This window comes from Streptomyces sp. NPDC003300 (assembly GCF_040610915.1).
GTDB lineage: Bacteria > Actinomycetota > Actinomycetes > Streptomycetales > Streptomycetaceae > Actinacidiphila.
The window spans coordinates 320,769-345,332 of record NZ_JBEXNE010000006.1 but is presented as its reverse complement, the minus strand read 5'-3'; the positions used below and the strand labels follow the sequence as shown (position 1 = coordinate 345,332).

Sequence of the window (24,564 nt, the reverse complement as noted above, 5' to 3'; positions counted from 1 at the left end):
TCACCTTTCCCTCTGGAGTACGGACAGCGCCGCGATCAGCGACGCCTGCTGCCGCGCGGTCACGTCGTAGCCGTCGACCGGGGCCAGCCGCCGGTCCCGCTCGGCGCGCAGCAGCCCTGCGACGGCGTCGTCCAGCCGGTCGCGCGCGGTGTCGCGCAGCCGCAGCGCGGCCTGTACGCCGACGGTCTCGGCCAGGCGCTCACCCGCGGCGCTCCCGCGCTTGCCGCCGAGCAGCGCGGTCGCCAGCAGCGCGGCCACGTCCTCGGGGTCGACGGGCGGCCGGTCGGCGTCGCGGGCGGCCCGCGCCTGCGCGTAGGACAGTTCGGTCAGACCGCGGCGCCAGCGGCGTACGCCCTTGTCGATCCGGGCGGCGACGGCGACGCGGTCGCGGTCGGGCCGCGCGGAGGGCTCGCCGAGCAGCGCCGATCCGGCGCGGTCGCGCTGCCAGTTGGCGACGACGCGTTCGTCGGCGGCGTCGGTCTCGGTCCGCAGCAGGGCCGCGAACTCCTCGGCGAGCGCGTGCTGGAGGGCGTCGGGGCCGCACGCGGGGTAGCCCTGCCAGTGCGCGAGGGCCTCACCGGCCAGCGGGACGCCCGCGCCGATCGCGGTGTCGATCCGCTCCCCGGCCTGTTCGTACGCGTCCTCCGCGCCGCGCGCCAGGCGTACGGCGGCGGCGTGCTGGGCGGCGGAGGCGGAGGCGAGGGCGGGCAACCGGCCGCGCAGGGAGTCCAGTACGCCGACGGCGGTGCGCTGGGCGGCGTGCTGGCGGGCGGCCGGGTCCTGGGCGCAGTGCGCGAGCCATTCCCGCAGCGCGGCCACCGCGGTCTGCGGCAACAGGCCGCCGCCGCCCGCGGATTCGGGCAGTTCGGGAACGGTGAAGCGGGGTACGTCGCCCAGGCCCGCCTTGCCGAGCAGCGCCGCGTAGTGCCTGCCGACGTCGTCCGCGATCTGGTGCGGGACGCGGTCGAGGACGGTGGCGAGCGTGACGTCGTACTCCTTGGCGGTGCGCAGCAGATGCCAGGGCAGGGCGTCGGCGTAGCGGGAGGCGGTGGTGACCAGGACCCAGATGTCGGCGGCGCAGATCAGCTCGGCGGCCAGTTCCCTGTTGCGGGTGACGAGGGAGTCGATGTCGGGGGCGTCCAGGAGCGCGAGGCCGCGGGGCAGACTGTCGTCGGTCTCCAGGCGCAGTTCGGCGCGTCCGGATTCGCCGCGGTCGGTGCGGTCGCCCCGGCCGCGCCGGTCGTCGTTCCGGTCGCCGTTCCGGTCCCCGCTGTCGCCCCGGCCCGGCCTGCCGCCCCCGGCCGCGCCGCCCGGACCCACCCGTTGGCGTACCGCCCAGGCCCTGTTGAGGCCCGGCAGGACGCGCGGGTCCGCGAACCAGGCGCGGTCCTCGGGGTGGCAGACCAGCACCGGGGTGCGGGTGGTCGGCCGGAGAACCCCGGATTCGCTGACGCGGCGGCCGACAAGGGAGTTGACGAGGGTCGACTTGCCCGCGCCCGTCGAACCGCCCACGACGGCCAGCAGAGGGGCCTCGGGCGCCTTCAGCCGGGGCACCAGGTAGTCGTCGAGCTGGGCGAGCAACTCCTGTCGGGTACGCCGGGCGCGGGCGGCTCCGCGCAGTGGGAAGGGGAAGCGTGCGGCGTCGACGCGGTCGCGCAGCGCGGACAGCGCGTCGAGCAGCTCGGGCCGTACGTCCAAGATCGCCACACCCGCAGAATGCCCCATATTGGAGCATTTTTGAAGCGTATTTCGGGTAAATCACCCCATTCGGCCCGCACTACATGAAATGGGGCGGCCCATGGTGTCGATGGGGCAGAATGAGCCATCGGCATAACGAGTGCACAACAGCAGCGATCCGAGGCGTCAAAAGCGATGCACGTTCTGCACATGCCTGCGATTATCGGACCACTTCACCGAACCTCCACAACGTGTCACGCGGGTGAAGCAACCGGCGGCAGGCATGTAGCGCCCTATCCTTGACCTCGGTACAAGGTCACGGAACCACCCAGGGGCGGAGACAGCCGCGGCCACTGTCCGGCCCCCGTAGCTCAGTGGATAGAGCAGGCGCCTTCTAAGCGCTTGGCCGCAGGTTCGAGTCCTGCCGGGGGCACTCCTATCCGAACGGACCCTTCGGCTCGTCCCAGGATATTTCCGCAGGTCGGCCCTTTCAGCGCTTCCGTCGAACCGGTGACGCGGCAGGCGGTGTGCCACCGCCCTCATGTCCGGGAAGTCCGGTTGATGCTGGCTGGATCCGGCCATCTACGGCCGGCCGTCCCGCATGCTTGCCCGCCTCGCCCTCGAACTCGCCCACCACGCCACGCGGCCGCCGACCGGCGAGGACACCGGGCTCAACTCCTCGTCCGAATCAGCGGGTCTGATCGGTCGGTCGGATCAGGATCTCGTTGACCGCGACGTGGTCGGGCTGGGTGAGCGCGTACAGGACGGCGTCGGCGATGTCCTCGGCGTTGAGCGTCCGCATCGATTCGGCATAGGTCTTGGCGTAGTCCCGCAGGGCGGGGTCGGTGATGTGGGTGAGCAGTTCGGTCGCGACCATTCCGGGTTCGACGACGATCACCCGTACGCCCTGGGCGGTGACTTCCTGCCGCAACGACTCGGCGAAGGCGGTGACGCCGAACTTGGTGGCGGCGTACACACCGCCGCCCGCCGACGCGGTGCGCCCGGAGGTCGAGGAGATCTGGACCACGGCGCCCCTGCTTTCCAGCAGGTGGGGCAGGGCGGCATGGGCGGTGTACATCGATCCGAGCAGGTTGGTGTCGACCATGCGGCGCCACTCGGCGGTGTCCGCGTTCAGGATCGGTCCGTTGAGCATGACGCCCGCGTTGTTCACGAGGGCGTCGAGGGCGCCGAAGCGGTCGACGGTGGCCGCGACCGCGTCCTGTACGGACTGACGGTCGGTGACGTCGAGCTCCAGGACCAGGAGTTCACCCGGCGCCTCCCGCGCGAGCGACGTCAGACGGTCCGCCCGGCGCGCTCCGACAGCCACCCGGGCGCCCGCCTTCGACAGGGCGAGCGCGGTGGCCCGGCCGATGCCCGAGGAGGCGCCGGTGACCAGTGCGGTCCTGCCGTCAAGGGTGCTGTTCATGTCTTCCTCCGGTGGTGCGCCGCGAAGACGGCGCGTGATGAAGCGGCGGTGATCCGCGAGGCGTCATGGCGACGGCGCGGCCAGCCCGACAGAAGGTGACCGCCGGGTCATATTGACCGTACACCTAAGCTGACCCGGCGGTCACCTTGCTGGTAGGCTGGACCTCCTGACCAGGGAGTACGCATGAGCGAGACGACAGAGACCGCAGGTCGGCGGGCGGACATGGTCCGCAACCGGCGTCTGCTGCTCCAGGCCGCGACGGAGGCGTTCGCCGAGCGGGGCACGGATGTGTCGATGGGCGAGATCGCCCAGCGTGCCGGCCTCGCCAAAGGCACCGTGTTCCGGCACTTCGCCTCGAAGGAGGACCTGCTCGCGGCCATCATGCTGCGACTTCTCGACCGGCTGACCGGCACGGCGGAGCGCCTCGCCGACGCGGACGACGCGGCGCGGGCACTGGCGGAGTTCATGGCCGACGGCGTCGGGGCGCTGGCCGCCGACCGCGCCTTCTGTGAAGTGATCGGACGGCCCTCGCTGGATCACGCCGGGGTGCGGGACGGGATCGGCCGCCTTCGCGACGCGGCCGACGTGCTCACGGCCAGGGCGCAGGAGCAGGGCACCGTCCGCGGGGACGTCACGGGAACGGACATCGTGCTGCTCCTCGCGGGCATCCATCAGACGGCGGCGCCCCTGCTGGCCGCACAGCCCCAGGCGTGGCGCCGCTACCTCGAACTCGCCCTCGACGGGCTCCGTACCACCGGCGCCCGTACGCTGCCGCATCGCCCGGACCACCTGGACCTCGGCGAGAACGCCGCCGCGCGGTCCTAGCTCGCGGACCCTGGCTTTCTGTCGCCCGGCCGGACGCCTACCCGGAGATCACCGAAGACGAGGTCGTCAAGGGTCTGGTCACCGTCCGTGGCTCCACACCGCGGGCCTACGCGCGCTCTGCCCCTTGACTGCCCGACTTGCCTCTGACACTGATGTCAGGTTTTAGCCTGGTCGATGTCAAGGCACACCAAGCCGTCGGGACGAACAAGGCAGGACATCATGCGCGCAGCCCGGTACCACGAGTACGGCGGTACGGAGACCCTCACGGTCGAGAAGGTCCAGGACCCGCTGCCGGGTCCCGGAGAGATCCGCGTCGCCGTCGTGGCGGCCAGCGTCAACCCCGTCGACTGGAAAGTGCGCAGCGGGGAGGTGCGCGACGTACTCCCAGTGGACCTGCCCGCGATACCTGGCCGCGACGCCGTGGGCCTGGTGGACATGATCGGGGAGGGCGTCACCGGAGTGAGCGTGGGCGACCGCGTCTTCGGGCTGGGCGGAGTCACGGGGGCGACGGCGGAGCTGGCCGTGCTCTCGGCGTGGGCGCCCGCGCCCGCCGCCTGGACCGACGAGCAGGCGGCCGGGGCGGGTCTGGTGTCCGTGACGGCGCTGAGCGGGCTCAAGGCGCTCGGCCCGCTCGCGGGGCGCACCCTGCTCGTCGAGGGCGCCGCCGGAGGCGTCGGCGGCGCGGCGGTCGAGATCGCGGTCGCCCTCGGAGCCACCGTGATTGGAACCGCCAGTGAGCGCAACCACGCCTTCCTCACCTCACTCGGAGCCCTTCCCACCACCTACGGTGCCGGCCTGTCGGAACGTCTCGCCGACCTGGCCCCGAACGGGGTCGACCTCGTGCTCGACGCCGCCGCCTCCGGCTCCCTCCCCGACCTCATCGAGATCGCCGGCGACCCCGCCCGCGTGCTGACGGTCGCCGACTACGCGAACGCGGAACGTCTGGGGGTCCGTATGGCCAACGCGGTGAACGATTCCACGCTTCTCGCCGAAGCGGCCGCGCTCGGCGAGCAGGGCCGGTACGCACCGCGCGTCGAACGGACCTTCCCGCTGGAGGAGATCGCGCGGGCCCATGCCCTCTCCGAGCGCGGACATGTGCGGGGAAAGATCGTGATCCTCATCTGACGTCGGCCGTACGCGGTCCGAGGGGGCGCGGCTCCCCGGCGCCGTCGACGGTCTCGAATCCCGCCGCCCCCTCGCGGGAAACCTCCGGACACCGACCGGACACCGCCGGTACGGGCGGACGGCTCAGCTCAGTCCCGGCCCGAGACGGTGTCGGCGCGCCGGACGAGCTCCCGGAATCGCTCGCCCAGCTCATCGGTGTCCCGCAGAGGTGCGTCCGGCCCCGCCGCGTCCTCCCACCACCGCGCTGACGCCAGGTCATCGAGGTCCGTGGCCACGGCCGCGGCCACGCCCGCCAGGCGCGCCCGGTACCCGTCCTGTTGGGGGCCCAGCTCGCTGGCGACGGCGAGCATCGAGGCCGCGTCGGTCAGGCGCCCTTCGCCGCGGGCCGCCTGCGCGCACTCCGCGAGGACCGCGGCCACCGAGAACTCGCTGCCCAGCTCCCGCGCCGTGGCCGCGGCGGCGCGCCAGTGCCGCGCCGCCGCGGACCGGTCACCGCGCAGCAGCGCGCCGTCCCCGCGGCCGATGAGCACGTGCACAGCCGCCCACACGTCGCGTTCGACGTCGAGGCGCGCTTTGACGTGGGCCTCCGCCCTGGCCAGCAAAGACACCGAAGCGTCGAAGTCCTCCAGACGCAGCGCCGCCGCCGCCGCGAAGATCGCCGCTTCCGCGGCCAGCGAGGTGTCGTCGATCCGCTCGGCCAGCCGCATCGCCCGCTCCGCGGTGGCGAACAGGTCCGCGGCGACGCGGTGGAACCCGGCACGCGCCACCAGCCAGCGGGCCCGGCCCCGCTCGCTCAGGTCGTGCTCACGCAAGCGGTCGGCCCAGTCGAGCCCCTCGTGGGTGTGCCCGGTCATCCACAGCGGCAGCCACACCGACCACAGCAGTTCGGCGGCGTCGTCGTGCCTGCGGGAATCGACGAGGTGATCGAAGCCGAGCCGCAGCACATGGCGATCCGCCTCAACCTCCACGACGGCCGTCAAATCGCCGCGGCCACGGATTCGCGCACCCTGTTCGCGCGCTGCCCGCAAGGCCCATTGGGCCACGCTCCGACGGATGTGGTAGCGGTCGTTCGGCCCGAGTGCCTCGAACACGTACCGGCGGACCGGTTCCAGCAGCCGGAACCGCGCGACCGGTCCCGCGTCGGCGCCGCGGGTGACCAGGGAGTGCTCGACCAACTCGGCGAGCGCCCCCACCGCGTCCGACGCATCCGGCGCGGCGACCGCCTCGACGATGTCGAGGGAGAAGCTGCCCGGGACCATGGCGAGCCGGGGAAGCAGTCGCCGGGCCGCGGGTCCGAGCATCCGGCAGCTCCACTCGACGGTGGCCGCCATGGTGCGTTGCCGCGCCGGCAGGTCCCGCGGGCCGGCCGCGGGCAGATCCGCCAGCTGATCGACCCGCTTGAGCAGTTCCCGTGGTCCGAGTCGGGCGGCGGCGGCAGCCAGGAGCTCGATGGCCAGCGGCAGCCCGTCGGCCCGTCGGCACAGCAGCGCGACGGCGCCGTCGTCCCCGCTCCCGGTCGGCGGCGCGCCGGCGGCGGTGAGCCGCTCGCCGAAGAGCCGGACGGCTGCGGCCGGGCCGAGGGGAGCGATGCGCACCTCACGTTCCCGCCGCACCCGCAGCGGGACGCGGCTGGTGGCCAGGATCACCGCGTCGTGGGATGCCGTCAGCAGCTCGGCCAGCTGCGGGCCGCAGGCCGTGACGCGCTCCAGGTTGTCGAGGACGAGCAGCGCCGACGTGCCGGTGAGGTGCGCGGCGAGGCCGGTCACCGTGTCGCTGTGGGAGCCCGCGGAGCGGGACACGGCGGCGATGGCGTCGTCCGGGTCGGTGACGTCGGTCAGGTCCGCGAAGTACACGGCCCCCGGATGGTCCGCGGCCACCGCGTCCGCGGCCGCCAGCGCGACGGTGGTCTTGCCCACCCCGCCGGGGCCGGTGAGCGTCACCAGCCGGCCCGGCGCGGTGCGCAGGGCGGCGACGATCTCGGCGACCTCGCCGTCCCGCCCGATCACCGGGACGGCCGGGGGTGACGGCGGGCGGGGTGCCAACGTGCGGGCCGGCATTTCGGACGTCCCGTCCCCGGCCCGGCCCAGGATGGCCAGCAGCGCCATGCGGTCCGCTTCGCGGAGCTGGAGCGCCGAGGCCAGCGACCGCACCGTGTGCGGCTGGGGCCGGGTCCGCCGCCCCCGTTCCAACGCGCTGACCGCCTCGACGGAGAGTCCCGCGGCGGAGGCCAGTTCCTGCTGGGTCAGCGACCGGGCTTCCCGCAGGCCGCGCAGCATGGCCGCGAAGCTGGTCGTCTTCGGCCCCGGCCAGTCGTTCATGACTTCGATTATGCCTGTCAGGGCCGGGACGCCGTCCGGGCAGTGTCCGGGCGGTGTCAGGTCGCCCGGCGGCACCCCGGACCTCCATGCTCGACGGTGACAGAGCGAACCAGAACTAGGAGATCGCCGCATGCTCCCCCAGGCCCTCCACGCACTACGCGAAGCGATCAACTCCCACGTGCCGGAGCGGATCGCCGACTGCTTCACCGACGACTACGTGGCCGAACGACCGCTGCGACCGGCCGAGGGGTTCGTCGGCTCCGACCAGGTCGCCGCGAACTGGACGAAGATCCTGGCCGGCTTGCCCGACATACGGGCCGAGGTCCTGCGCCATGCGCAGAACGGCGACGAATCGTGGTCGGAATGGGAGATGCGGGGCACCGCCCCGACCGGGGCGACGGTCGTACTGCGCGGCCCGGTAATCCTCACCGTCCGCGACGGACGGATCGCATGGGCCCGGTTCTACCCGGACCCGGTCACCACGGACGGCGGTCCGACCCACACCACCGTCTCCCGAGTGCTGCACGCCCCGGCCGAACAGATCTTCGCGGTGCTGCGCGACCCCCGGCGCCACGTCGAATTCGACGCCACCGGCCGCCTCAGGCACGCCGAAACCTCCCGCCCGGTGGACGCCGTCGGTGACACTTTCGTCATGGCCATGCACAGCGAGCTCGGTGACTACCGGACCGAGAACCACGTCGTGGCCTTCACCGAGGACCGTGTCATCGCCTGGGCGCCCGGCCACCCGGGGCAGCGCCCGCAAGGTCACCGCTTCACCTGGAAGCTCGCCCCGACCGGCGAGGGCCACACCGAGGTGACCCAGACCTACGACTGGGCGGCGGTCACCGACCCGGCAGTGGTGCCCCGCCTGCCGATGGTCTCCGCCGACGAGCTCGAGGGGTCGTTGACCCGCCTGGGCGCGGTCGTCTCACCCGCGCGCGACGTCGCGTCGTAGCCGTATTCCGAGACCCGCGACTCAGTCTCGACGGCGACGTCGTCACAGCGGACATCGGACCCGCGGATCACCCCGCCGACCTGCCGTTCCTCGGTGGTTCGTGATCCGTGGGGTCCGATGGCCAGGTGGCGGGATCTCACGTGCCCGAGAAGGCGCGATCGCCAGTCTCAGGACGGAAAGCGAAGGCCAAACATGACATCTCATCGGTTGGCCCTGCCGGTCTTGCTGACCGGAACCTTCATGGGATTCCTGGACTCTTTCATCGTGATCGTCGGTGTTCCGTCGATCGCCGAGGACCTGAAAGCCTCGATTGCCGACACGCAGCTCGTTCTCTCGATCTACGTCGTGACCTACGGAGCCGCGCTGGTGATCGGCGGGCGGCTGGGAGACCGGTTCGGCCGGCGCCTGATGTTCGGCATCGGGATGGCGGCCTTCACGCTCTTCTCCCTGGGCTGCGCACTCGCTCCCAGCCTCCTGGTGCTCGTCGCCATGCGCGCGTTTCAAGGCTTCGCGGCCGCGGTGATGCTGGCCCAGGTGCTCGCCACGATCCAGGCGGTGTACGAGGGCGAGCCGCGTCGCCGTGCGGTGCTGGCCTATACGACGGTGCTCGGCGCTGCCGCGACGCTCGGTCAGCTGATCGGGGGCGGGCTGCTGGCCGTGGACATCGCCGGCGTCGGCTGGCGTGCGCTCTTCGCGATCAATGTGCCGATCGGCCTTGCCGCGCTGCTTCTCGTCACCAGGGCGATCCCGGAGACGCGCGCGCCCGAGCCGGTGCCGGTCGACGTGCTCGGGGGCGGCGTACTGGCCGGCGCATTGATCCCGTTGCTGCTGGGCCTCGGCCTCGGGCCCGACCACGGCTGGCCCTGGATCGCGTGGGTGCTGCTCGGCGCGGGTGCCGTGATCGCGACGGCGATGCCCGGAGTTGAGCGCCGGGCCGCCGCTCCGCTGCTGTCGAGGCAGCTCCTGCGCCAGAGGTCGATCCGGCTCGGGCTCGTCGCCACCGTGGCGTTCTACGTGGGCAACAGCGCGACTTTGCTGGGAATGACCTTGTACCTGCAGGAGGGGCTCGGGATCGGCGCGCTCGGAGCGGGGCTGGCGTACCTTCCGCTCGGCGTGGCGTACATGGCGACGACTCTCGCGGCCCGTCGGCCCGGTGCCCCCACCGGTCCCCCGGCGATGCTGTGGGGCTCACTGGTCATGTTCGCCAGCCTCGTCGCCGCGATCTGCGCCGCGCTTGCCGGAGCGGGAGCGGTCGTCATCGCGCTGATGACGGCGGGCTTCGGCGCGGGGATGGGCTTCGCCTACCCGGCGATCATCGCCTCCGTACTCGCCCGTGTACGGGAAGGGGACGAGGGCGCCGCGTCGGGTGTCCTGCTCACCACCACGCAGGTGGCCAACGCGGTGGGTTTCGCGCTCGTCAGCGCCGCCTGGAAGGCCACCGGCTCCCTGGCCGCGTCCCTGTCCATCGCGGCCGTTCTCCTGACCGGTGTCGCCGCGGTCGGGCTCCGCCTGCGCTCCGGGGACACCGGCAAGCAGCCTTCGTCCCGCCTTGAGCCGAGCGAGACGTCGTGACCCCGCGAGGAACCGCAACATCCATCAGAGAAGGAGCAACGATGCTTTTCCCTTCGAACGAGACGAACCTCCTTCACCACACGTTCGCCCACCTGATCGACGGCGAGCTGGTGCCCGGAGCCGCCGCCTCGCAGATCATCGACCCCGGGAACGGGGAGGTGATCGCCACCGCCGCGGCCGCCGACGAGGGCCAGCTCGAGCTCGCGGTCAAGGCCGCGAAGACCGCCTTCCCGGCCTGGCGCGCGACGCCGTTCGCCGAACGCGCCGAGGTCGTACGGAGGATCGCCGACGCGGTCGAGGAGCACTACGACGAATTCTTGCGCATCCTGGCGCTCGAACTGGGCAAGCCCCTGCCGATGCTGCGTGAGCTGGATCTGGACTGGACGCTCAGGTGGGTCCGTCACTTCGCCGAACTCGACCTCTCGCCCGACGTGGTGCACTCGGACGCGCAATGGAGGGTGGAGCGCCACTACCAGCCGATCGGTGTCGTCGCCGCGATCGTCCCGTGGAACATGCCGCTCTTCCAGAGCCTGTACAAGGTCGTGCCGGCCATCCTCGCGGGCAACACGGCCGTCCTCAAGACCGCGCCGACCTCGCCTCTGCACGCCCTGTACCTGGGCGAGTTGCTGCGGGAGATCGTGCCGGCGGGTGTCGTGAACATCCTCGGCGACAACAGCCCCGACAAGAGCGTCGGCCCCGCGCTGGCCAACCACCCGGACGTCGGCATGGTGTCGTTCACGGGCTCGACAGCGGCCGGGCGCAAGGTCCTGGAAGCCTCGGCCACGACGATCAAACGAGTGGTGCTGGAGCTCGGCGGAAACGACTCGGCGATCATCATGCCCGACTCCGACGTGGAGAAGGTGGCACCCGAGATCTTCACCTGGACGTTCTCCTACGCCGGGCAACTGTGCGTGGGCATCAAGCGGATCTTCGTCCCCGACGCGATGTACGAGCGGTTCGCCGAGATCTTCGCGGAGCTCGCGACGTCCAAGGAGCTGCGTCACAGCCTCGACCCCGAGGCCGATCCCGCGTTCGGTCCCGTGCAGAACGCCGCCCAGTTCGAGCGGGTCAAGGAGTACCTCGAACTGGCCCACAAGGACGGCACGGTCATCGCCGGCGGGGCGGTGGACCCGCGTCCCGGCTACTTCGTCCCGCCGACCGTGGTCCGCGACATCAGCGATGACAGTCCCCTGGTGCGGGACGAGACCTTCGGTCCGGTGCGCGCGCTTCTGCGCTACGCCGATCTCGACGAGGCGGTGGCCCGGGCCAACGACACCGGCTACGGGCTCGGCAACTCCGTCTGGGGACCGGACATCGAGGCCGCGGCCGAGGTCGCCGCGAGGCTCGACAGCGGCACCGTGTGGATCAACACCCACGTCGGGGGCTTTCCCGACGTGCCCTTCGGCGGGATCAAGGAATCCGGTATCGGTGCGGAGTTCGGGATCGAGGGGCTGAAGGAGTTCGTCGAGAACAAGGTCGTCTACGTCCCCGTGTCGTGACGCGTGGGTCCGCCCACCTGCCCCCGCGGCTGGGCGGACCGGCGTCGGCACGCCCGGCGACTGCGGCTGTTCGGTCGCGCAGGTCACCCGCGACCGCGTCAGGCCCGTCGGGACGGCGGCGAACATCCGGTCCGGGACGCGTGTGACGACGAGGGCGGCGCGGTCGGTCAGCCGAAGCGGCCGTTGACGTAGTCGGCGGTGCGGGTGTCCTGGGGGTTGGCGAACATCGCCTCGGTGGGGCCGTGTTCGACGATGCCGCCGGGAGTGCCCTGTTCGGCGAGGAAGAAGGCGGTGTTCTGGGAGACGCGGGCGGCCTGCTGCATGTTGTGGGTGACGATGACGACGGTGACCTCGTCGGCCAGTTCCCTGATGGTCTCCTCGACGCGGCGCGTGGACGTCGGGTCGAGGGCGGAGCAGGGCTCGTCCATCAGGAGCACGCGGGGGCGGATCGCCAGCGAGCGGGCGATGCACAGCCGTTGCTGCTGGCCGCCGGACAGGGCGCCGCCGGGCTGCCGCAGCCGGTCCCTGACCTCCTTCCACAGGCCCGCGCGCGACAGGCACTCCTCGACCAGCAGGTCCTTGGTCTGCCGCGAGGCGCGGGTGCCGGTCAGCCGCAGTCCGGCCAGCACGTTGTCGTAGATGCTCATGGCGGGGAACGGGTTCGGCTTCTGGAACACCATGCCGATGTGCCGCCGGGCCTCGGTGAGCGGGCGGCCCGCCGCGTAGATGTCGTCGCCGTCGAGCAGGACCTCGCCGCCCATGGCGGCGCCGGGGATCATCTCGTGCATCCGGTTCAGGGTCCGCAGGAAGGTGGACTTTCCGCAGCCGGACGGGCCGATCAGGGCGGTCACGCGGCCGGCGGGCATGGTCAGCGAGACCCGGTCGAGGACCTTGTGCGTGCCGAACCAGGCGGAGATGCCCCGCGCGTCCAGGGTGGCGGCGCCCGGTCCGCGCGGCACGGCGGTCTCGGGCGGGATGGTCGCGGGCAGGGCGACGGTGGTCTCTTCGGGGGTGGCGATGTCGGTCACGGCGGGCACCTCGGGCAGTACGGGGCGGACGGTGGGCGGGTCAGAGGAGGTTGGGGAGCAGGCCGGTGACCTGGTCGGCGACCTGGAAGCCGACGACGGCGGTCAGCGGCAGGAAGACGATCCACGTCTGGTGGCGGCCCCAGCGGTGCCAGGCCCACACGGCCGCGACGGACGCCGCGAGCAGCGCCTGGAGCCACATCACGAGCTTCCACAGCTCGCTGGTGGACGTGCCCATCGGCTGCTCGTCGGCCGGGAGGGAGCCGGGCCGGATGACGGCGTCGGGGGTGTCGGCGGTCTTCGACACCAGGTCGGCGTCCACGCGCAGCACACCGCTGGGCAGATACGCGGGGCCGTCGGCGGTGACCAGCACCAGCCGGCTGCCTCCCGCGGCGGGCTGCGCCGGGGCCGGGTCGCCCGCGCGGCGGGCGTCGAGCACCCGGAACCGGTGGCGGCCCTGTCCTGTGGTGACGGTGAAGGTGTCGCCCGGCCGCAGCCGGTCGAGCGCGCCGAACGGTCCGCCGTACGCCGCCGCCCTGCCCATCAGCACGCTGCTGCCGGACTGGCCGGGCAGCGGGGTGTCGCGGCGGTGGCCGACGCCGCCGGTGAGCACGTCGGCCGAGGTGCCCTCCGCCACCACCTCGCGCAGGTGCAGCCGGGGGATCTCCAGCAGCGCGAGCGGTGTGCCGGGCGCGAGCAGCCGACCGCGCTCGTCGGTCTGGCCGACCGGCACGGTGCCTTCGGCGAGGCTGGCGCGCAGCGCGTCGAACCGGTCCTGCTGCGCGGACCTGTGCTGCACCCCGCTGAGTACGACGAGGTTGGCGGCCAGGCCGAGCAGCAGCACGGCGAGCGCGAGCAGCGCGCCTGCGGCGAGCTGACGGGCGGCGGGCCGCCGGGGCCGGGGGGCCGGGGCGGCGGCGGGCTCCTCGGTCGGCTCTCCGCCGGGCGTCTCGGCCCGCGTCACCTCCTCGGGCGTCTCGGCCGGTGCCTCGGCGGAACGCGCCGCCCGCGGCGGAGTCTGGTCGGTGACCGTCACGGCGGCCTGCCTCCTCGGGATGTCCAGGACTGGATGGGGGTGTACGGGGCTGGATGGGGGTGTACGGGGCTGGATGGTGGCGTGCGCAGCGGATGGGAACGTGCGGGGCTGGACGGTGGTGTGCGGCGCGAAAGGTCCACGGGGTCACGGCGGTTCACGCGACAGGGGCGCACCGGGCGATACCAGAAGCGGGCGGCGGCCACCCGTGCGCGCGGCACCCGTGCGCGGGTCTCCCGCCCCGGCGGACGGGTGCCGTCCGCCGGGGCGGGAGCCGGGGTCACTTCGCGGTGACGGCGAACGACTTGCTGCCGGTGTTCACGGTGGCCGAACCCGAGTACCGCAGCGTCAGGACGTGCTTGCCCTTCTTGGTGAGCTTGGCCAGCGTGACGACGGCCTTGCCGTTCTTCAGGGTGGCGGTGCCGACGACCTTCTTGCCGTCGTAGATCCGGACGAAGCCGGTGGGGGTGACGCCGTTGGCGGTGACGGCGACGGTCACCTTGCCGCGGGCCGAGGTCTTGACGCCGGCCGGGGCCTTCGTCGCGATGCGCGGCGCGGCCTTGACGACCGTGACCTTGTAGGTGGCGGCGGCGGTGTTGAGGCGGCTGTCACCGCCGTAGGACAGGGACAGGGTGTGCGTGCCGACCTTCAGCGTCCTGGGCAACGTCAGCCACGCGCGGCCGGTCTTGTCCAGGCCGACCGTGCCGAGCGTGGTCTTGCCCTCCTTGACGACGACCTTGCCGGTGGCGGTGGCCGGGCCGGTCACGGCGACGGAGAGCCGGCCGGAGGTGCCGTAGGCCGGCTTCGCCGGGGAGACGCCGACGGCGACGCGGGCGGCGGCCTTGGTCACGGTGACCTTGGCGGTGGCGGCGGAGGCGTTGAGCCTGCTGTCACCGGCGTAGGACAGGGACAGGGTGTGGGCGCCGACCGCGAGGGTCTTGGGGAGCGTCAGCGACGCCTTCCCCGCCGCGTCCAGGGTCAGCGTGCCGAGGGTGGCCGCGCCGTCCTTGACGGTGACCTTGCCGGTGGCGGCGGACGGGCCGCTGACGGCGACGGCGAGCTTGGCGGCGGTGCCGTACGGGACGCTCGCCGGGGAGACGGCGGGGGTGATCTTCGAAGCGCCCTTCGGGACCTCGCTGACCGTGCCGGCCACCGTCACGCTCGGGCCGTCGCCGACCAGGTTGGAGGCGTAGACCTCGGCGGTGTACGCGCCGGGGGCCAGGGTCGCGGTCACCGAGGTGGCCGGGGCCTTGAGGTCGGTGCTGAAGGCGACGTCGCCCGCGCTGTCGGTGATCCGCACGCGGTAGTCGGTGACCGGCAGCGCCGGGTCGGCGGGCGCGGTCCAGCTCAGCGTGAGCTGGCGCGGGGCCGGGGCGGTGGCGGCCAGCGCGCCGACCGCGGCGGGCTTGATCAGCGAGGAGCTGTTGGTCTCCAGGCCGCCCGCCTTGGCGTGGCCGCGGACGGAGGTGTCGATGCTGCCGTTGTAGGGCTCGTTCTGGAAGCCGAACGCGGCGATGGTCTTCTCGGCCACGTCGGACGCGATGGCCGCCTTGTGCGCGCCGGCGCTCACGAAGGTGTCGTACAGGCCCTTGTCGAAGAAGGCGCTGGAGGTGTCGATGGCGCGGGTGGGCACCACGTTGTAGACGTCGCGGCCGAAGGTCGGATCGTCGTAGTAGCCGCCGAACGGGGACAGCTTGTCGTCCGCGCCCTTGACGACGGGGCTGACCGGGGTGCCCGCGCCGAGGTCGAGGGCGCCGATGAAGGCGCCGTTCTGCGCGGCGGCGGTGCTGCGGTCGGGGGCGGTGTGATTGTTCTGCGCGATCCAGCTCGCGGCGGAGAAGGGGACGAGGTCGCCGTCCTTGAGGATGACGCCGTTGGCCTGGTTCTCCTCGACCGTCTTGCCGTTGTCGTCGGTGCCCTTGACGTTGCTGCCGAGGTTGACGACGCCGATGGCGCTCAGGAAGAACTTCCGCGTGCCGGAGCTCGACTGCGGGATGAACGGCCGCACAGGGTGGCCCGCGACCGTGGTGACCGTGCCGGAGTAGATCTCGTTGAGCTGGGTGCGCGTCAGGTTCTTCAGGAAGTCGCCCTTGGCGACGTAACCGACCGCGTCCCGGCCGAACGGGATGTACGTGAGGGTGGTGCCCGCGGTGGAGGGGGCGCCCGAGGAGCGCGCGAAGTCCACCTGGCCCGCGATGTTCACGGTGCCGCCCGGGTCGGTGTCCCCGATCAGCGAGGCGCTGAGCGCCTTCTGTCCCGCGCCCGAGCCGTTCGGACGGGTGAAGGTCACGCCGTTCGCACGGGTCTTGATGGTGGCGGAGCCCGTGGCGTCGTACGACGCCACGTCCGGCAGCGCCGTGCCGGCCAGCGCGTTCAGCACGTCCTGCGTCGTGTCGGAGCCGACGCCCACGTACGTGCCGAAGGTGCCGGGCGCGGGGTCGGCGAAGGCCGGTGCGGCGACCGTGAGGGTACCGGCCGCGATGGCCGCGGTCATGACCGCCGCGATCGTGGCGATGGGGCGCTTGGTGCGCATATCTCTGTCTCCTGATCGGGGACTCGTACTGCGTGACGGGTGGGGACCCGCCGGAGCCGGATGGCCGGTCTGGCAGGGTGGAGCCCGTCGTTCGCCCCGACTGAGACTCGGGGCGAACGACGTGTCTGGTGGGTGGCCCGGCGCGCGGGCCGGTTCAGCCGCCGGGTCGCCGACGTGGCGGGCGCGGGCCGGATCAGCCGCCCGGTCGCCGACGTGGCGGGTGCAAGCCGCGCAGCCGGGCGGGGACGGTCGGCCGCGGGATGGTGAGGGAGCGTCCGCCGGGCAGGCTCAGGCGCAGCGGCAGCCGGGTACCGGCGGCGAAGGGCGCTCCCAGCGCGGCGAGCAGCCCGAGGCCGGCCCCGATCGGCACCGCGAAGCGCAGCGCGGAACCGGGGTCGGAGGGCGTGATGCCGCCCGCGACCGGCACGGTCGCGGGGGAACCGGTCGCGGCGGTGGGGCTGGGCGAGGCGCCGGGCTTGCCGCCGGGGGCGGTGTGGCCGCCGGTGCCGCCGTCCGCGCTCCCGCTCCCGCCGTCGGAGCCGCCGGCCGTACCGCTGCCGCCGCCGTCACCGCCCGTGCCGCCGCCGGAGCCGGTGCCGCCGTCCGCGGCGCCCGGTTCGGTCTGCGGGGCGCCGGAGCCGCCGGGGCCGGGGGCCGGCTTCCAGGTCTCCAGGGCGGTCGCGGCCGTGGCCGCCTCGGCCCGCAGCGCGGACGGCAGGGGCGCGTAGCCGACCGGCAGCGTGCCGGGGGCGGTGCCGGGCACCTGGCCGCCGCCCGAGGCGTACCGCAGCAGGTCCGCGTACTGCTTGCGGGCGGTGGGCGCCAGTTCGGCCGGGCGGGCTGCGCCGTAGACCAGCATGCTCAGCGGGTAGACGCCCTTGGCGTTCGCGGTCGGGTCGATCCGCCGTACGCCGTCGGCGGCCTTCGCCTTGTCGGCGGCGGCCACCAGGGCGGCCCTGGTCGGTGCGGTGAACTCCCCCGCGGGGTTGCGCAGCCGGGCGGTCTGGAGGCCGAAGCGGGCGGCGGAGGCCGCGTCGGTGATGGTCAGCATGAAGCGCTGCCCGGCGACCTGCGGGCCCGGCGTCTTCCAGACCGGCGGGGTGGCCAGCGGGTCCCAGTTGGACTTCCAGAGCTGGTCGCCGCGGCGGGTGCGCAGCGCGCCGGTGTAGAGGTCGTCCACGTACGGGTGGAAGTCCGTCATCTTCTGCTTCTGGCTGTCCGGGGCGCCGCTGCCGGGCGGGACGGTCTCCCAGTTGTCGTTCTTGGGGAAGTCGTCGCGGTCGGCGGAGAAGGCGTAACCGGTGGGGTTGAGGTCGCCGTTGGAGCTGAAGAAGGGGTTGACGCGCATCCCCCAGTCGTCCGGCACTCCCGCGAGGAACTGCCGGGCCTGCGGGTCGGCCAGCACCCACGTCCACACCTGCCTGGCCAGGTCGCTGTGGCCGAAGGCGGTGATCAGGTCGGTGTCGGTACTCGGGTTGGAGGCGACCGACAGGTCCGCGAACTCCTTGTTGTACGCGAGGAATTCGGGGTCGGTGAGCAGTCCGCCCGGATTGTGCAGCGCCCAGTCGTAGCCCTTGGCCGCGGTCAGCCGGGGTCCGCCGTCGTCGTATGTCGTACGGACCGCGCCCCAGGGCGAGTTGCGGTACGACTCGGTGAGCAGTTTGGCGACCAGCCGCGGGGTGAGGTCGAGTGAGCCGACCCGGGTGCCCGCGCGTTTCCTGACGTCGGCGGGCGCGTCGGAGCGGGGCTGGCGCTCGATGCTGAAGCCGATCACGGCGGCGGACAGCGCGACCGGCGCGTAGGTGATGGTGTCGGCGGGCCGGGTCTCGCCGGTGACCGGCAGGGTGGTGAAGACCAGGCTGTCGCCGGAGTCGGTGAGCTGGCCGCGCGCCTCGGAGTCGCCGACGGTGGTGTAGCCGAAGACCGTGCCGGTGCCGCAGAGCTTGGCCTGCCAGCTCCCCATCGCGTCGGAGACCAACTCGCTGCCGGTGGTGTCGACTTCCCGCGCGCCCATCGCGCAGGTCGCGCCGACCGGCTGGAAGTCGAGCCGGACCGCGATGCGGTTGCGCCAGTTCGTGGAGGACACCGGGGAGCCCGCGTTGACCTGGGTGCGGTCCTGGTAGGGCTTGCCGTCCAGGTCCAGGTGGCCCTGCGGGACGATCACCAGCCAGCAGGAGCGGCCGGTGACGCTGCCGTCGGGGTGCTTGACCGGGGCGCCGCAGCCCAGGTGCGGGGCCTCCTCCTTGGTCTGCGCCTCGACGTACTCCTGCCCGGTGCCGTCGGCCCCGGTGCGGCCGAAGTCGATCTCATTGGTGGTGTTGTAGCTGTAGAAGCGGTTGTTCTGGGTGTCGCTGGTGACGACGGTGCCGTCGATGGACTTGAACGGCACCTCGCCGCGGCCGAACGGGCGGCCCGCGCCGTACTTGTCGTCCTCGCCGTAGCTGCCGGGGTCCGCGCTGTACGAGACCTGCCGGGTGTCGTCCGCCTGGTTGCCGGGCCAGGTGTTACGGCCGGTGGTGGGCGACGCGCCGAACTGGCACTGGGTGCGCGGCGGTCCGGGGTTGCCGGGGACGGCGCCGTCGTCCTCGCCCCAGCACTGCATGATCTGGACGAAGTCGGTGTTGAACTGGGTGCCGGCGAAGGTGGTGGGCACCCCGCCGGTCCAGGACACGCTGATCGCCTGGTTGGCGAGGTCGCGGGTCTGGCTGACACGGAAGCGCATGTCGGCGAATTCGCCGCGGCCGGAGACGGTCACGGCGGACGACTGGGCGGAAGGGCTCGACTGGGCCGCCCGCACCGACGCGGCCGACTGCGCGGCGGCCGGCCGCAGGTCGGTCAGCAGGGCGGGGGCCGCCTGGGCCGCCGCCGCGCCGAGGACTGCGCCGAGCAGGGCGCCGGTGAGCAGGCGCCGGACGAGCCGGCGGCCGAGGGACTGTCGCGGGGTCGTCACGGCGTGTCCTCCTTGCGGTCGGTCGAGGCGGTGCGGTCGGCCGAGGCCTTGCGGCCGTTCAGGGCGCGGGAGGTGGCTGCCGGTGCCAGGACCAGCCCGACGACGAGCAGCGCCGCGAGGAGCATCAGGGTCTGGGTGCCGCCCCAGCCGTTGTGGCCGCCGACGGCGACCGGCTGCGCGAGCACGACCTGATTGCCGTTGCCGCCGCCGTTCGCACCGCCGTCGCCTGAGCCGCCGCCGGACGAACCGCCGTCCGGGGAGCCGCCGTTGGACGCGTCGACGGGCAGGCCGGTGTCCGGGTCGACGGCGCCCGAGCTGTTGCCGCCGCCCCCGCTGCCCGAGCCGCCGGTGCCGCCGTTCCCCGTACCGCCGGAGCCGTCGCCCGAACCGCCGCCGCCTGTACCGCCGTTGCCCGAACCGCCCGTGCCGTTGCCCGAACCGCCGCTCGTACCGCCGCCGTTGGAGCCGCCGGACGATCCGCCGGAGCCGCCGGTGGACGCGCCGCCGCTGCCGGTGGTGCAGGGCGCGGCGCCCCGCTTGTCGCAGTCCTGCGGGAAGGGCGCCGACTTGGCCAGGGTGTTGGTGCCGTCGGTGCTGAAGGTCGGGTTGTGGCAGCCCTTGACGTTGATCGTCTGGGTCTGCGCGCCCGGGATGCGGCGGATCTGGTCGAAGCCCGCCTGCACCAGGTTGATCGGCAGCGGCGAGTAGCCGAGCTTGGGCGCGTACTGCTGGCCCTGGCACATGAAGTAGTACGAGAAGGCCGCCAGCGTGGTGCCCTTGGCCTGGGTGAACTGCCCCTGCACCTTGAGCGGCAGGATCATGTACGAGTAGCTGGACAGCGGATAGTTGCGCTTGTCGGTGTCGGTGTAGACGCCGCTGAGGTCCTGGGTGAGGTAGTCGGGCGAGTTCTTCTCGGTGTTGATCCGCGCCTTGACCAGCGAGACCGCGACGTTGGCGGGCGTCGGCTCGGTGTAGTAGCCCGCGTGGTTGAGCACCTTCGCGACGGGGAAGTGCGCGTTCTTGGCGTAGGAGTAGTTGACGTAGCCGATCGCGCCGTCGCCGTAGTCCTGGGCGACGTAGCCCGCCACGCCGAGGTCGCCCGCCTGGGAGATCATGCCGGGCACCGGCGGGTAGTAGGACGTCGAGCCGCAGGCGCCCGCGCGGCCCACCTTGGCGCAGTAGGTGTTCCACAGCGCGGTGTGCTGCTTGGCCATCCACAGCGTGAACTGGGCGCTGGAGCCCGAGCCGTCGGAGCGGACCACCGGCACGATCTTCTTGGCGGGCAGTCGCAGGCCGGGGTTGTCGGCGGCGATGGCCGGGTCGGACCAGTTGGTGATGGCGCCGGTGAAGATCTTGGTGACGTTCTCGCCGGACAGCCGCAGATTGGTCAGCCGCTTCCCGTTGACCTTGAGGTTGTACATGAACACGGTGCCGCCGGCCACGATCGGCATGTACGCGTAACTGCCGTTGGTCGGGTGCTCGGGCGCGGAGCCGTCGGTGGGGTTGGTCTGGAAGGGGATGTCGGAGACCGCGAAGTCCACCGTCCCGTTGAGGAACTGGTGCCGGCCGTCGGAGGAGCCGGTCTGCGCGTACTGGATCTCCATGCCGTACTGCTTGACGTTGCGCCGCCACTGGTCGACGGCGTTGAACGCCCAGGTCGATCCGGCGCCGGACAGCGGGACGTAGCTGTCGGCCGCGGCGGCGCGCTGGACGCCGGGGCCGAACACCGAGGTGACCAGCAGGGCGAGCAGGGCCATGAGCAGGGCGGCCGGGGCTGAGGTGCGGCGGGGCATCAGGAGTTCTCTCCGGGAAGCGGGGATCCGGCCGGGTCTGCGGCGGGAGCGAACAGCGAGGGGCGGGGGGCGCGCAGGTCGTCGAAGCGCTCGACGTCGCGGCGGGAGGCGCGGGCGGCGCGGCGGCCCTGGCGCTTGGAGAGCTGGCCGGGGCCGCGCCCGCCGATCAGCCGGGCGATGGTGAAGAGCACCAGGACCAGCAGCATCAGCACGGCCGCCGCGCCGAATCCGCGGGCCACCATGGCCGGTTCCGGGGATTTGACGAAGGTGAACACGGCCAGCGGCAGCGACAGCATCGGGCCGTTGGTGGGGTCGGCGTTGACCGCGGTGGCGTATCCGGCGGTGAGCAGGACGGGCGAGGTCTCGCCGATGCCGCGCGCGGTGCCGAGGATGACGGCGGTGGCGAGCCCGGAGCGCGCGGTGGGCAGCACCACGTGCCAGACGGTGCGCCAGCGGGGGGCGCCGAGCGCTTCCGCGGCCTCGGTGAGATTGCCGGGGACCAGGCGCAGGACGACGTCCGAGGCCCGGATGATGATCGGCAGCATCATCACGCTGATCGCGAGTCCGGCCGCGAGACCGGACTTGGGGAAGTGCAGGATCAGGATCCAGGTGGCGTAGATGAACAGTCCGGCCACGATGGAGGGCAGGGCGGTCATCGCCTCGACGATGGTCCGCACGAAGCGCGCGAACCGGCCGCGGGTCTGGTTGAGGTAGACCGCGCAGGCGATGCCCAGCGGGATGGTGACGGCCAGGGCGATGGCGATCATGATCAGGCTGCCGAGCATCGCGTGGGTGATGCCGCCGACCGTGATCGGGTCGAGCGGGCCCGCGAGCTGCATGTCCTGCGTGAAGAAGTTGCCGTGCGGCAGCGCCTCGCGCCCCCGCCACAGCGTGAAGCCGACGACGAGGACCAGGGCCGAGAACAGCAGTCCCGCGGCGGACCAGAGCACGACGGTCATGAGCCGGTCGCGGACCGCGGGTCCGTCGTGCTCCAGCGAGCACAGCAGGGCGTACGCGGCGAGGAAGACCAGGTAGGTGACGGCCGCGAAGCCCAGCGGGCCGGAGAGCGGGGCCAGTCGGCCGAAGAGGAGGAGGGCGGTGCACAGGCCGGTGGCGGCGGCGCCGAGGACGTTGAGCACCGCGCCGCGGGCGACGCCGCCCAGGGCGCGCCGTCGCTGCGCGGCGTCCGGGGCGTCGGCCGGCTGCCGTACGACGACGGTGGTGGCGGGCGCGGCGGCGGCCGTTGTGGCGGCGGCTGCGGCGGCGTTCGTGGCGGCGGTGGCGGGCTCGGCCAGAAGGTCCGTCATGTCGTCACCCCTCGCTCAGCGAGCCGGAGCGGGACCGCGCGACGATCGTGGACGCGGTGAAGTTGACGACCAGGGTGAGCAGGAAGAGGGCCAGGCCCGCGGCCATCAGCGCCGACATGCCGAAGTCCGAGGAGTCGCCGTAGTGCAGGGCGATCAGCGAGGAGACGGAGTTCGAGCCGGTCTGGAGGATGTGGGGCTGGATCTGGAAGACCGGGGAGATGATCAGGTAGACCGCGATGGTCTCGCCCAGCGCCCGGCCGAGCCCCAGCATCGTGCCGCCGATCACGCCGCCCAGGCCGTACGGCAGCACCACCGAGCGGATCATGCCCCAGCGGGTGGAGCCGAGCGCGTAGGCGCCCTCCCGCTCACCGGCCGGGGCCTGCGCGAAGACCTCGCGCATGACCGAGCACATGATGGGGGCCACCATCATCGCGACGACGATTCCGGCGATGAAGGTGGAGGCGGTGTACACGCTGGCGGAGGAGAGGGGTTCGCCCGGCTCGACGCCGTCCACGCGCAGGAAGGGCACCCAGTGGAACCAGGTGGACAGCCAGCGGGACAGGCCGATCACATGGCCCTGGAAGAAGAACAGGCCCCACAGGCCGTAGACGACGGACGGCACGGCGGCCATCAGGTCGACCATCGCGACCAGGGTGCGGCGCACCCGGCGCGGCGCGATCTCCGAGATGAACAGCGCGGTGCCGACCGCGAGCGGCAGCGCGAAGCAGACGGCCACGGCGGCGATCAGCACGGTCCCGGTGAGGACGGCGGCGATGCCGAAGTTGTGGACGTCGGGCTGCCACTGCGCGGTGGTCAGGAACGCGAAGCCGCGTACCCGCAGCGCCTGGCTCGCCCGTAGCAGCAGGAACAGGCCGACCGCCGCCATGATCGCCAGTACGGCGACACCGGCGGCCGTGAGCTGCCCGCGGAATATCCGGTCCCCGATCCCCTTGGCCGCCCGCAGCCGCCGGGGGGCGTCGTCGCCCCCGACCGACTCGGGCGTGCGGGACACCACTTGTGTGGATGTCACGTGTCGTTCTCCCCCCAGCGCTCCCGCGCGCCGAATGGCGTCGCGTTGCGAGGAGTGAACGGGGCCTCAATGGCCGAATGACACTGTTCACCTGAGGAGAAAATGAACAACAGATAGTGAGAAGTTGTGAGTGGCCTGTGGAGGTTGTCCAATGTCCGACAAAACTACCCATCTCCCGCTCGGTTGCCTTATGCACCTAGCAACTTGCCTGCCCAGAAGGGGTGTTGAGAGGGCGCTCGGCGCGCGATACGGGCGGGACCGGTGGTGTTGGCGGGCGATGTGAGCACGGAGGGTGACGAGCGACAGGGGGCTCGATCCGGCCACATTGGGGCACGAGCCCACGGTTGCCGGGAGGCGCACGCCTGCTACCGGCAACGGGCACCGCGCGAGGCGCGGAGGATTCGGGGAGAGCCCTACGAGTTTGTAAAGGACCTGTGAGAGGGTGTCCGCCTGAACCCCGCCGATATTCGCCGCCCGACCGGGGCCGAAGGCTCCAGCGGTCGACCAGCGGACCGAATCGGGGGTTGGGGTAGTTTCATATCTCCGCGTGCTATCGATGCGAGGAACGTTGCGTATGGATTCCACACTGCCCGGAGCCGCGTCGACAATACGGCGGCGGAGGCGACTGAACACGAGGATCAAGGACGCGCTGCGCGATCTCTCCGTCCAAATGGCGTTGCTGAACCATCGGGTCGGCACTCATCTCGGCCTGCGCGACGCCGACTTGGAGTGCCTGGACCTGGTCAGCCGCTTCGGGCCGATCGGACCGACCGCGCTGTCGAAGCACGCGGGCCTGCACCCGGCCACGCTGACCGGCGTGCTCGACCGGCTGGAGCGCGGCGGCTGGGTGGTCCGTACGCCCAACCCCAGCGACCGGCGGGCGGTCCTCGTCCAGGTCATCAAGGAGCGCGAGACCGAGACGGCCGAGATGTTCGCCGGGCTCAACAAGTCGATGGACGTGATCTGCGCGGACTACGACGACGCCGAACTGGTGCTGATCGCCGACTTCCTGTCCCGCGCGGCGCGGGCGGGACGTGAGGCGACCGACGAACTCGCCGACCGCTGACGGGCCGACGGCCGGCCGCCGGTCGTCCTCACCTCACCCGACCTCACAGGCCGCCGGCCGTCCTCACCTCACCTGCCGCCGGCCGCGCGGCGCTCCGGGTGCCAGCGCGGCGCCGCGTCCAGGCAGCCGTCGTACGGGTCGCCGGGACCCGGCAGGTCCTGGCTGCCGCGCAGCGCCCGCAGCTTGCGCAGCACGCCGGGATCGTCGAGGCCGCCGGGCTTGCGACGGGCCGCCGCGGCGACCGCGCGCGGGCCTGAGCCCTCGGTGGGCGCCGCGCCCTCCCACCAGTGCTCGCCGCGCCCGCGCCACCACTCGGACGACGAGACGCCGACGGTCGTCGAGCCCAGCGAGATCAGGGCGCGCAGCAGTCGGTCCCCGCAGAACCGGGCGGCGGCCCGGCCGAAGGCGCGCCAATTCGGTGCGGGCATGC

At 72.5% G+C, this 24,564-nt stretch carries 17 protein-coding genes and 1 tRNA gene; 7 read left to right on the top strand and 11 right to left on the bottom strand.

Annotated elements, in window-relative coordinates:
- Entirely contained in the window at positions 1-1,698 is a 1,698-nt protein-coding gene (locus ABZX65_RS12405) for a dynamin family protein (RefSeq protein WP_355337244.1), read from the bottom strand.
- A gap of 339 nt (positions 1,699-2,037) precedes the next feature.
- Here ABZX65_RS12405 and ABZX65_RS12400 point away from each other — a divergent pair.
- Positions 2,038-2,110: transfer RNA gene (locus tag ABZX65_RS12400), tRNA-Arg, on the top strand.
- 255 nt (positions 2,111-2,365) lie between these two features.
- On the opposite strand, the gene ABZX65_RS12395 is transcribed toward ABZX65_RS12400, so the two are convergent.
- Entirely contained in the window at positions 2,366-3,103 is a 738-nt protein-coding gene (locus ABZX65_RS12395; RefSeq protein WP_355337129.1) for an SDR family NAD(P)-dependent oxidoreductase, read from the bottom strand.
- 183 nt (positions 3,104-3,286) lie between these two features.
- On the opposite strand from ABZX65_RS12395, the gene ABZX65_RS12390 reads away from it, so the two are divergent.
- A complete protein-coding gene (locus ABZX65_RS12390; protein ID WP_355337127.1) occupies positions 3,287-3,928 on the top strand; it encodes a helix-turn-helix domain-containing protein in 642 nt (213 codons plus the stop codon).
- 219 nt (positions 3,929-4,147) lie between these two features.
- Positions 4,148-5,053 carry an NADP-dependent oxidoreductase gene (locus ABZX65_RS12385; protein ID WP_355337125.1) on the top strand — a complete coding sequence of 302 codons (906 nt, stop codon included), beginning with the start codon at positions 4,148-4,150 and terminating at the stop codon, positions 5,051-5,053.
- A 128-nt stretch (positions 5,054-5,181) separates the two neighbouring features.
- On the opposite strand, the gene ABZX65_RS12380 is transcribed toward ABZX65_RS12385, so the two are convergent.
- Entirely contained in the window at positions 5,182-7,371 is a 2,190-nt protein-coding gene (locus ABZX65_RS12380) for a helix-turn-helix domain-containing protein (protein ID WP_355337123.1), read from the bottom strand.
- A 130-nt stretch (positions 7,372-7,501) separates the two neighbouring features.
- Between ABZX65_RS12380 and ABZX65_RS12375 the strand changes: the two genes are divergently transcribed.
- The 3 genes from ABZX65_RS12375 to ABZX65_RS12365 all read left to right on the top strand — a co-directional run bounded on the left by ABZX65_RS12375 (position 7,502) and on the right by ABZX65_RS12365 (position 11,397).
- The gene (locus ABZX65_RS12375) at positions 7,502-8,326 is read left to right on the top strand and encodes a nuclear transport factor 2 family protein (RefSeq protein ID WP_355337121.1); all 825 of its coding nucleotides are present in this window, start codon (positions 7,502-7,504) and stop codon (positions 8,324-8,326) included.
- 222 nt (positions 8,327-8,548) lie between these two features.
- Positions 8,549-9,898, top strand: coding sequence for an MFS transporter (locus tag ABZX65_RS12370; protein WP_355337120.1), 1,350 nt, complete (start codon positions 8,549-8,551; stop codon positions 9,896-9,898).
- Between the two features lie 41 nt (positions 9,899-9,939).
- Positions 9,940-11,397 carry an aldehyde dehydrogenase family protein gene (locus ABZX65_RS12365; protein ID WP_355337118.1) on the top strand — a complete coding sequence of 486 codons (1,458 nt, stop codon included), beginning with the start codon at positions 9,940-9,942 and terminating at the stop codon, positions 11,395-11,397.
- Between the two features lie 167 nt (positions 11,398-11,564).
- Here ABZX65_RS12365 and ABZX65_RS12360 read toward each other — a convergent pair whose 3' ends face one another.
- The 7 genes from ABZX65_RS12360 to pstC all read right to left on the bottom strand — a co-directional run bounded on the left by ABZX65_RS12360 (position 11,565) and on the right by pstC (position 23,068).
- Positions 11,565-12,329 (bottom strand): phosphate ABC transporter ATP-binding protein, encoded by a 765-nt coding sequence (locus ABZX65_RS12360; protein ID WP_355337242.1) that lies wholly within the window; start codon positions 12,327-12,329, stop codon positions 11,565-11,567.
- A 136-nt stretch (positions 12,330-12,465) separates the two neighbouring features.
- Positions 12,466-13,458 (bottom strand): class E sortase, encoded by a 993-nt coding sequence (locus ABZX65_RS12355; protein WP_355337116.1) that lies wholly within the window; start codon positions 13,456-13,458, stop codon positions 12,466-12,468.
- A gap of 277 nt (positions 13,459-13,735) precedes the next feature.
- Positions 13,736-15,988, bottom strand: coding sequence for an Ig-like domain repeat protein (locus ABZX65_RS12350; protein WP_355337114.1), 2,253 nt, complete (start codon positions 15,986-15,988; stop codon positions 13,736-13,738).
- A gap of 193 nt (positions 15,989-16,181) precedes the next feature.
- On the bottom strand, positions 16,182-18,938 hold the full coding sequence (locus ABZX65_RS12345; protein ID WP_355337112.1) for a hypothetical protein: 2,757 nt from the start codon (positions 18,936-18,938) through the stop codon (positions 16,182-16,184).
- On the bottom strand, positions 18,935-20,731 hold the full coding sequence (locus ABZX65_RS12340) for a phosphate ABC transporter substrate-binding protein PstS (protein WP_355337110.1): 1,797 nt from the start codon (positions 20,729-20,731) through the stop codon (positions 18,935-18,937). Before ABZX65_RS12340 ends, ABZX65_RS12345 begins: the two co-directional genes overlap by 4 nt.
- Positions 20,731-22,038 (bottom strand): phosphate ABC transporter permease PstA, encoded by a 1,308-nt coding sequence (gene pstA, locus ABZX65_RS12335; protein WP_355337108.1) that lies wholly within the window; start codon positions 22,036-22,038, stop codon positions 20,731-20,733. The genes ABZX65_RS12340 and pstA overlap by 1 nt, the downstream gene beginning before the upstream one ends.
- 4 nt (positions 22,039-22,042) lie before the next feature.
- On the bottom strand, positions 22,043-23,068 hold the full coding sequence (gene pstC / locus ABZX65_RS12330) for a phosphate ABC transporter permease subunit PstC (protein WP_355337106.1): 1,026 nt from the start codon (positions 23,066-23,068) through the stop codon (positions 22,043-22,045).
- A 574-nt stretch (positions 23,069-23,642) separates the two neighbouring features.
- Here pstC and ABZX65_RS12325 point away from each other — a divergent pair.
- The gene (locus tag ABZX65_RS12325) at positions 23,643-24,134 is read left to right on the top strand and encodes a MarR family transcriptional regulator (RefSeq protein WP_355337104.1); all 492 of its coding nucleotides are present in this window, start codon (positions 23,643-23,645) and stop codon (positions 24,132-24,134) included.
- A gap of 68 nt (positions 24,135-24,202) precedes the next feature.
- Here ABZX65_RS12325 and ABZX65_RS12320 read toward each other — a convergent pair whose 3' ends face one another.
- Positions 24,203-24,562, bottom strand: coding sequence for a hypothetical protein (locus ABZX65_RS12320; protein WP_355337102.1), 360 nt, complete (start codon positions 24,560-24,562; stop codon positions 24,203-24,205).
- Positions 24,563-24,564 lie beyond the last annotated feature (2 nt).

Bases quoted from the DNA above. Each gene is read 5' to 3' on its own strand.
- ABZX65_RS12365 (WP_355337118.1), top strand. From the start codon at position 9,940: ATGCTTTTCCCTTCGAACGAGACGAACCTCCTTCACCACACGTTCGCC.
- ABZX65_RS12375 (WP_355337121.1), top strand. From the start codon at position 7,502: ATGCTCCCCCAGGCCCTCCACGCACTACGCGAAGCGATCAACTCCCAC.
- ABZX65_RS12325 (WP_355337104.1), top strand. From the start codon at position 23,643: ATGGATTCCACACTGCCCGGAGCCGCGTCGACAATACGGCGGCGGAGG.
- ABZX65_RS12340 (WP_355337110.1), bottom strand. From the start codon at position 20,731: ATGCCCCGCCGCACCTCAGCCCCGGCCGCCCTGCTCATGGCCCTGCTC.
- ABZX65_RS12390 (WP_355337127.1), top strand. From the start codon at position 3,287: ATGAGCGAGACGACAGAGACCGCAGGTCGGCGGGCGGACATGGTCCGC.
- ABZX65_RS12350 (WP_355337114.1), bottom strand. From the start codon at position 15,988: ATGCGCACCAAGCGCCCCATCGCCACGATCGCGGCGGTCATGACCGCG.
- ABZX65_RS12380 (WP_355337123.1), bottom strand. From the start codon at position 7,371: ATGAACGACTGGCCGGGGCCGAAGACGACCAGCTTCGCGGCCATGCTG.
- ABZX65_RS12385 (WP_355337125.1), top strand. From the start codon at position 4,148: ATGCGCGCAGCCCGGTACCACGAGTACGGCGGTACGGAGACCCTCACG.
- ABZX65_RS12395 (WP_355337129.1), bottom strand. From the start codon at position 3,103: ATGAACAGCACCCTTGACGGCAGGACCGCACTGGTCACCGGCGCCTCC.
- pstA (WP_355337108.1), bottom strand. From the start codon at position 22,038: ATGACGGACCTTCTGGCCGAGCCCGCCACCGCCGCCACGAACGCCGCC.
- ABZX65_RS12320 (WP_355337102.1), bottom strand. From the start codon at position 24,562: ATGCCCGCACCGAATTGGCGCGCCTTCGGCCGGGCCGCCGCCCGGTTC.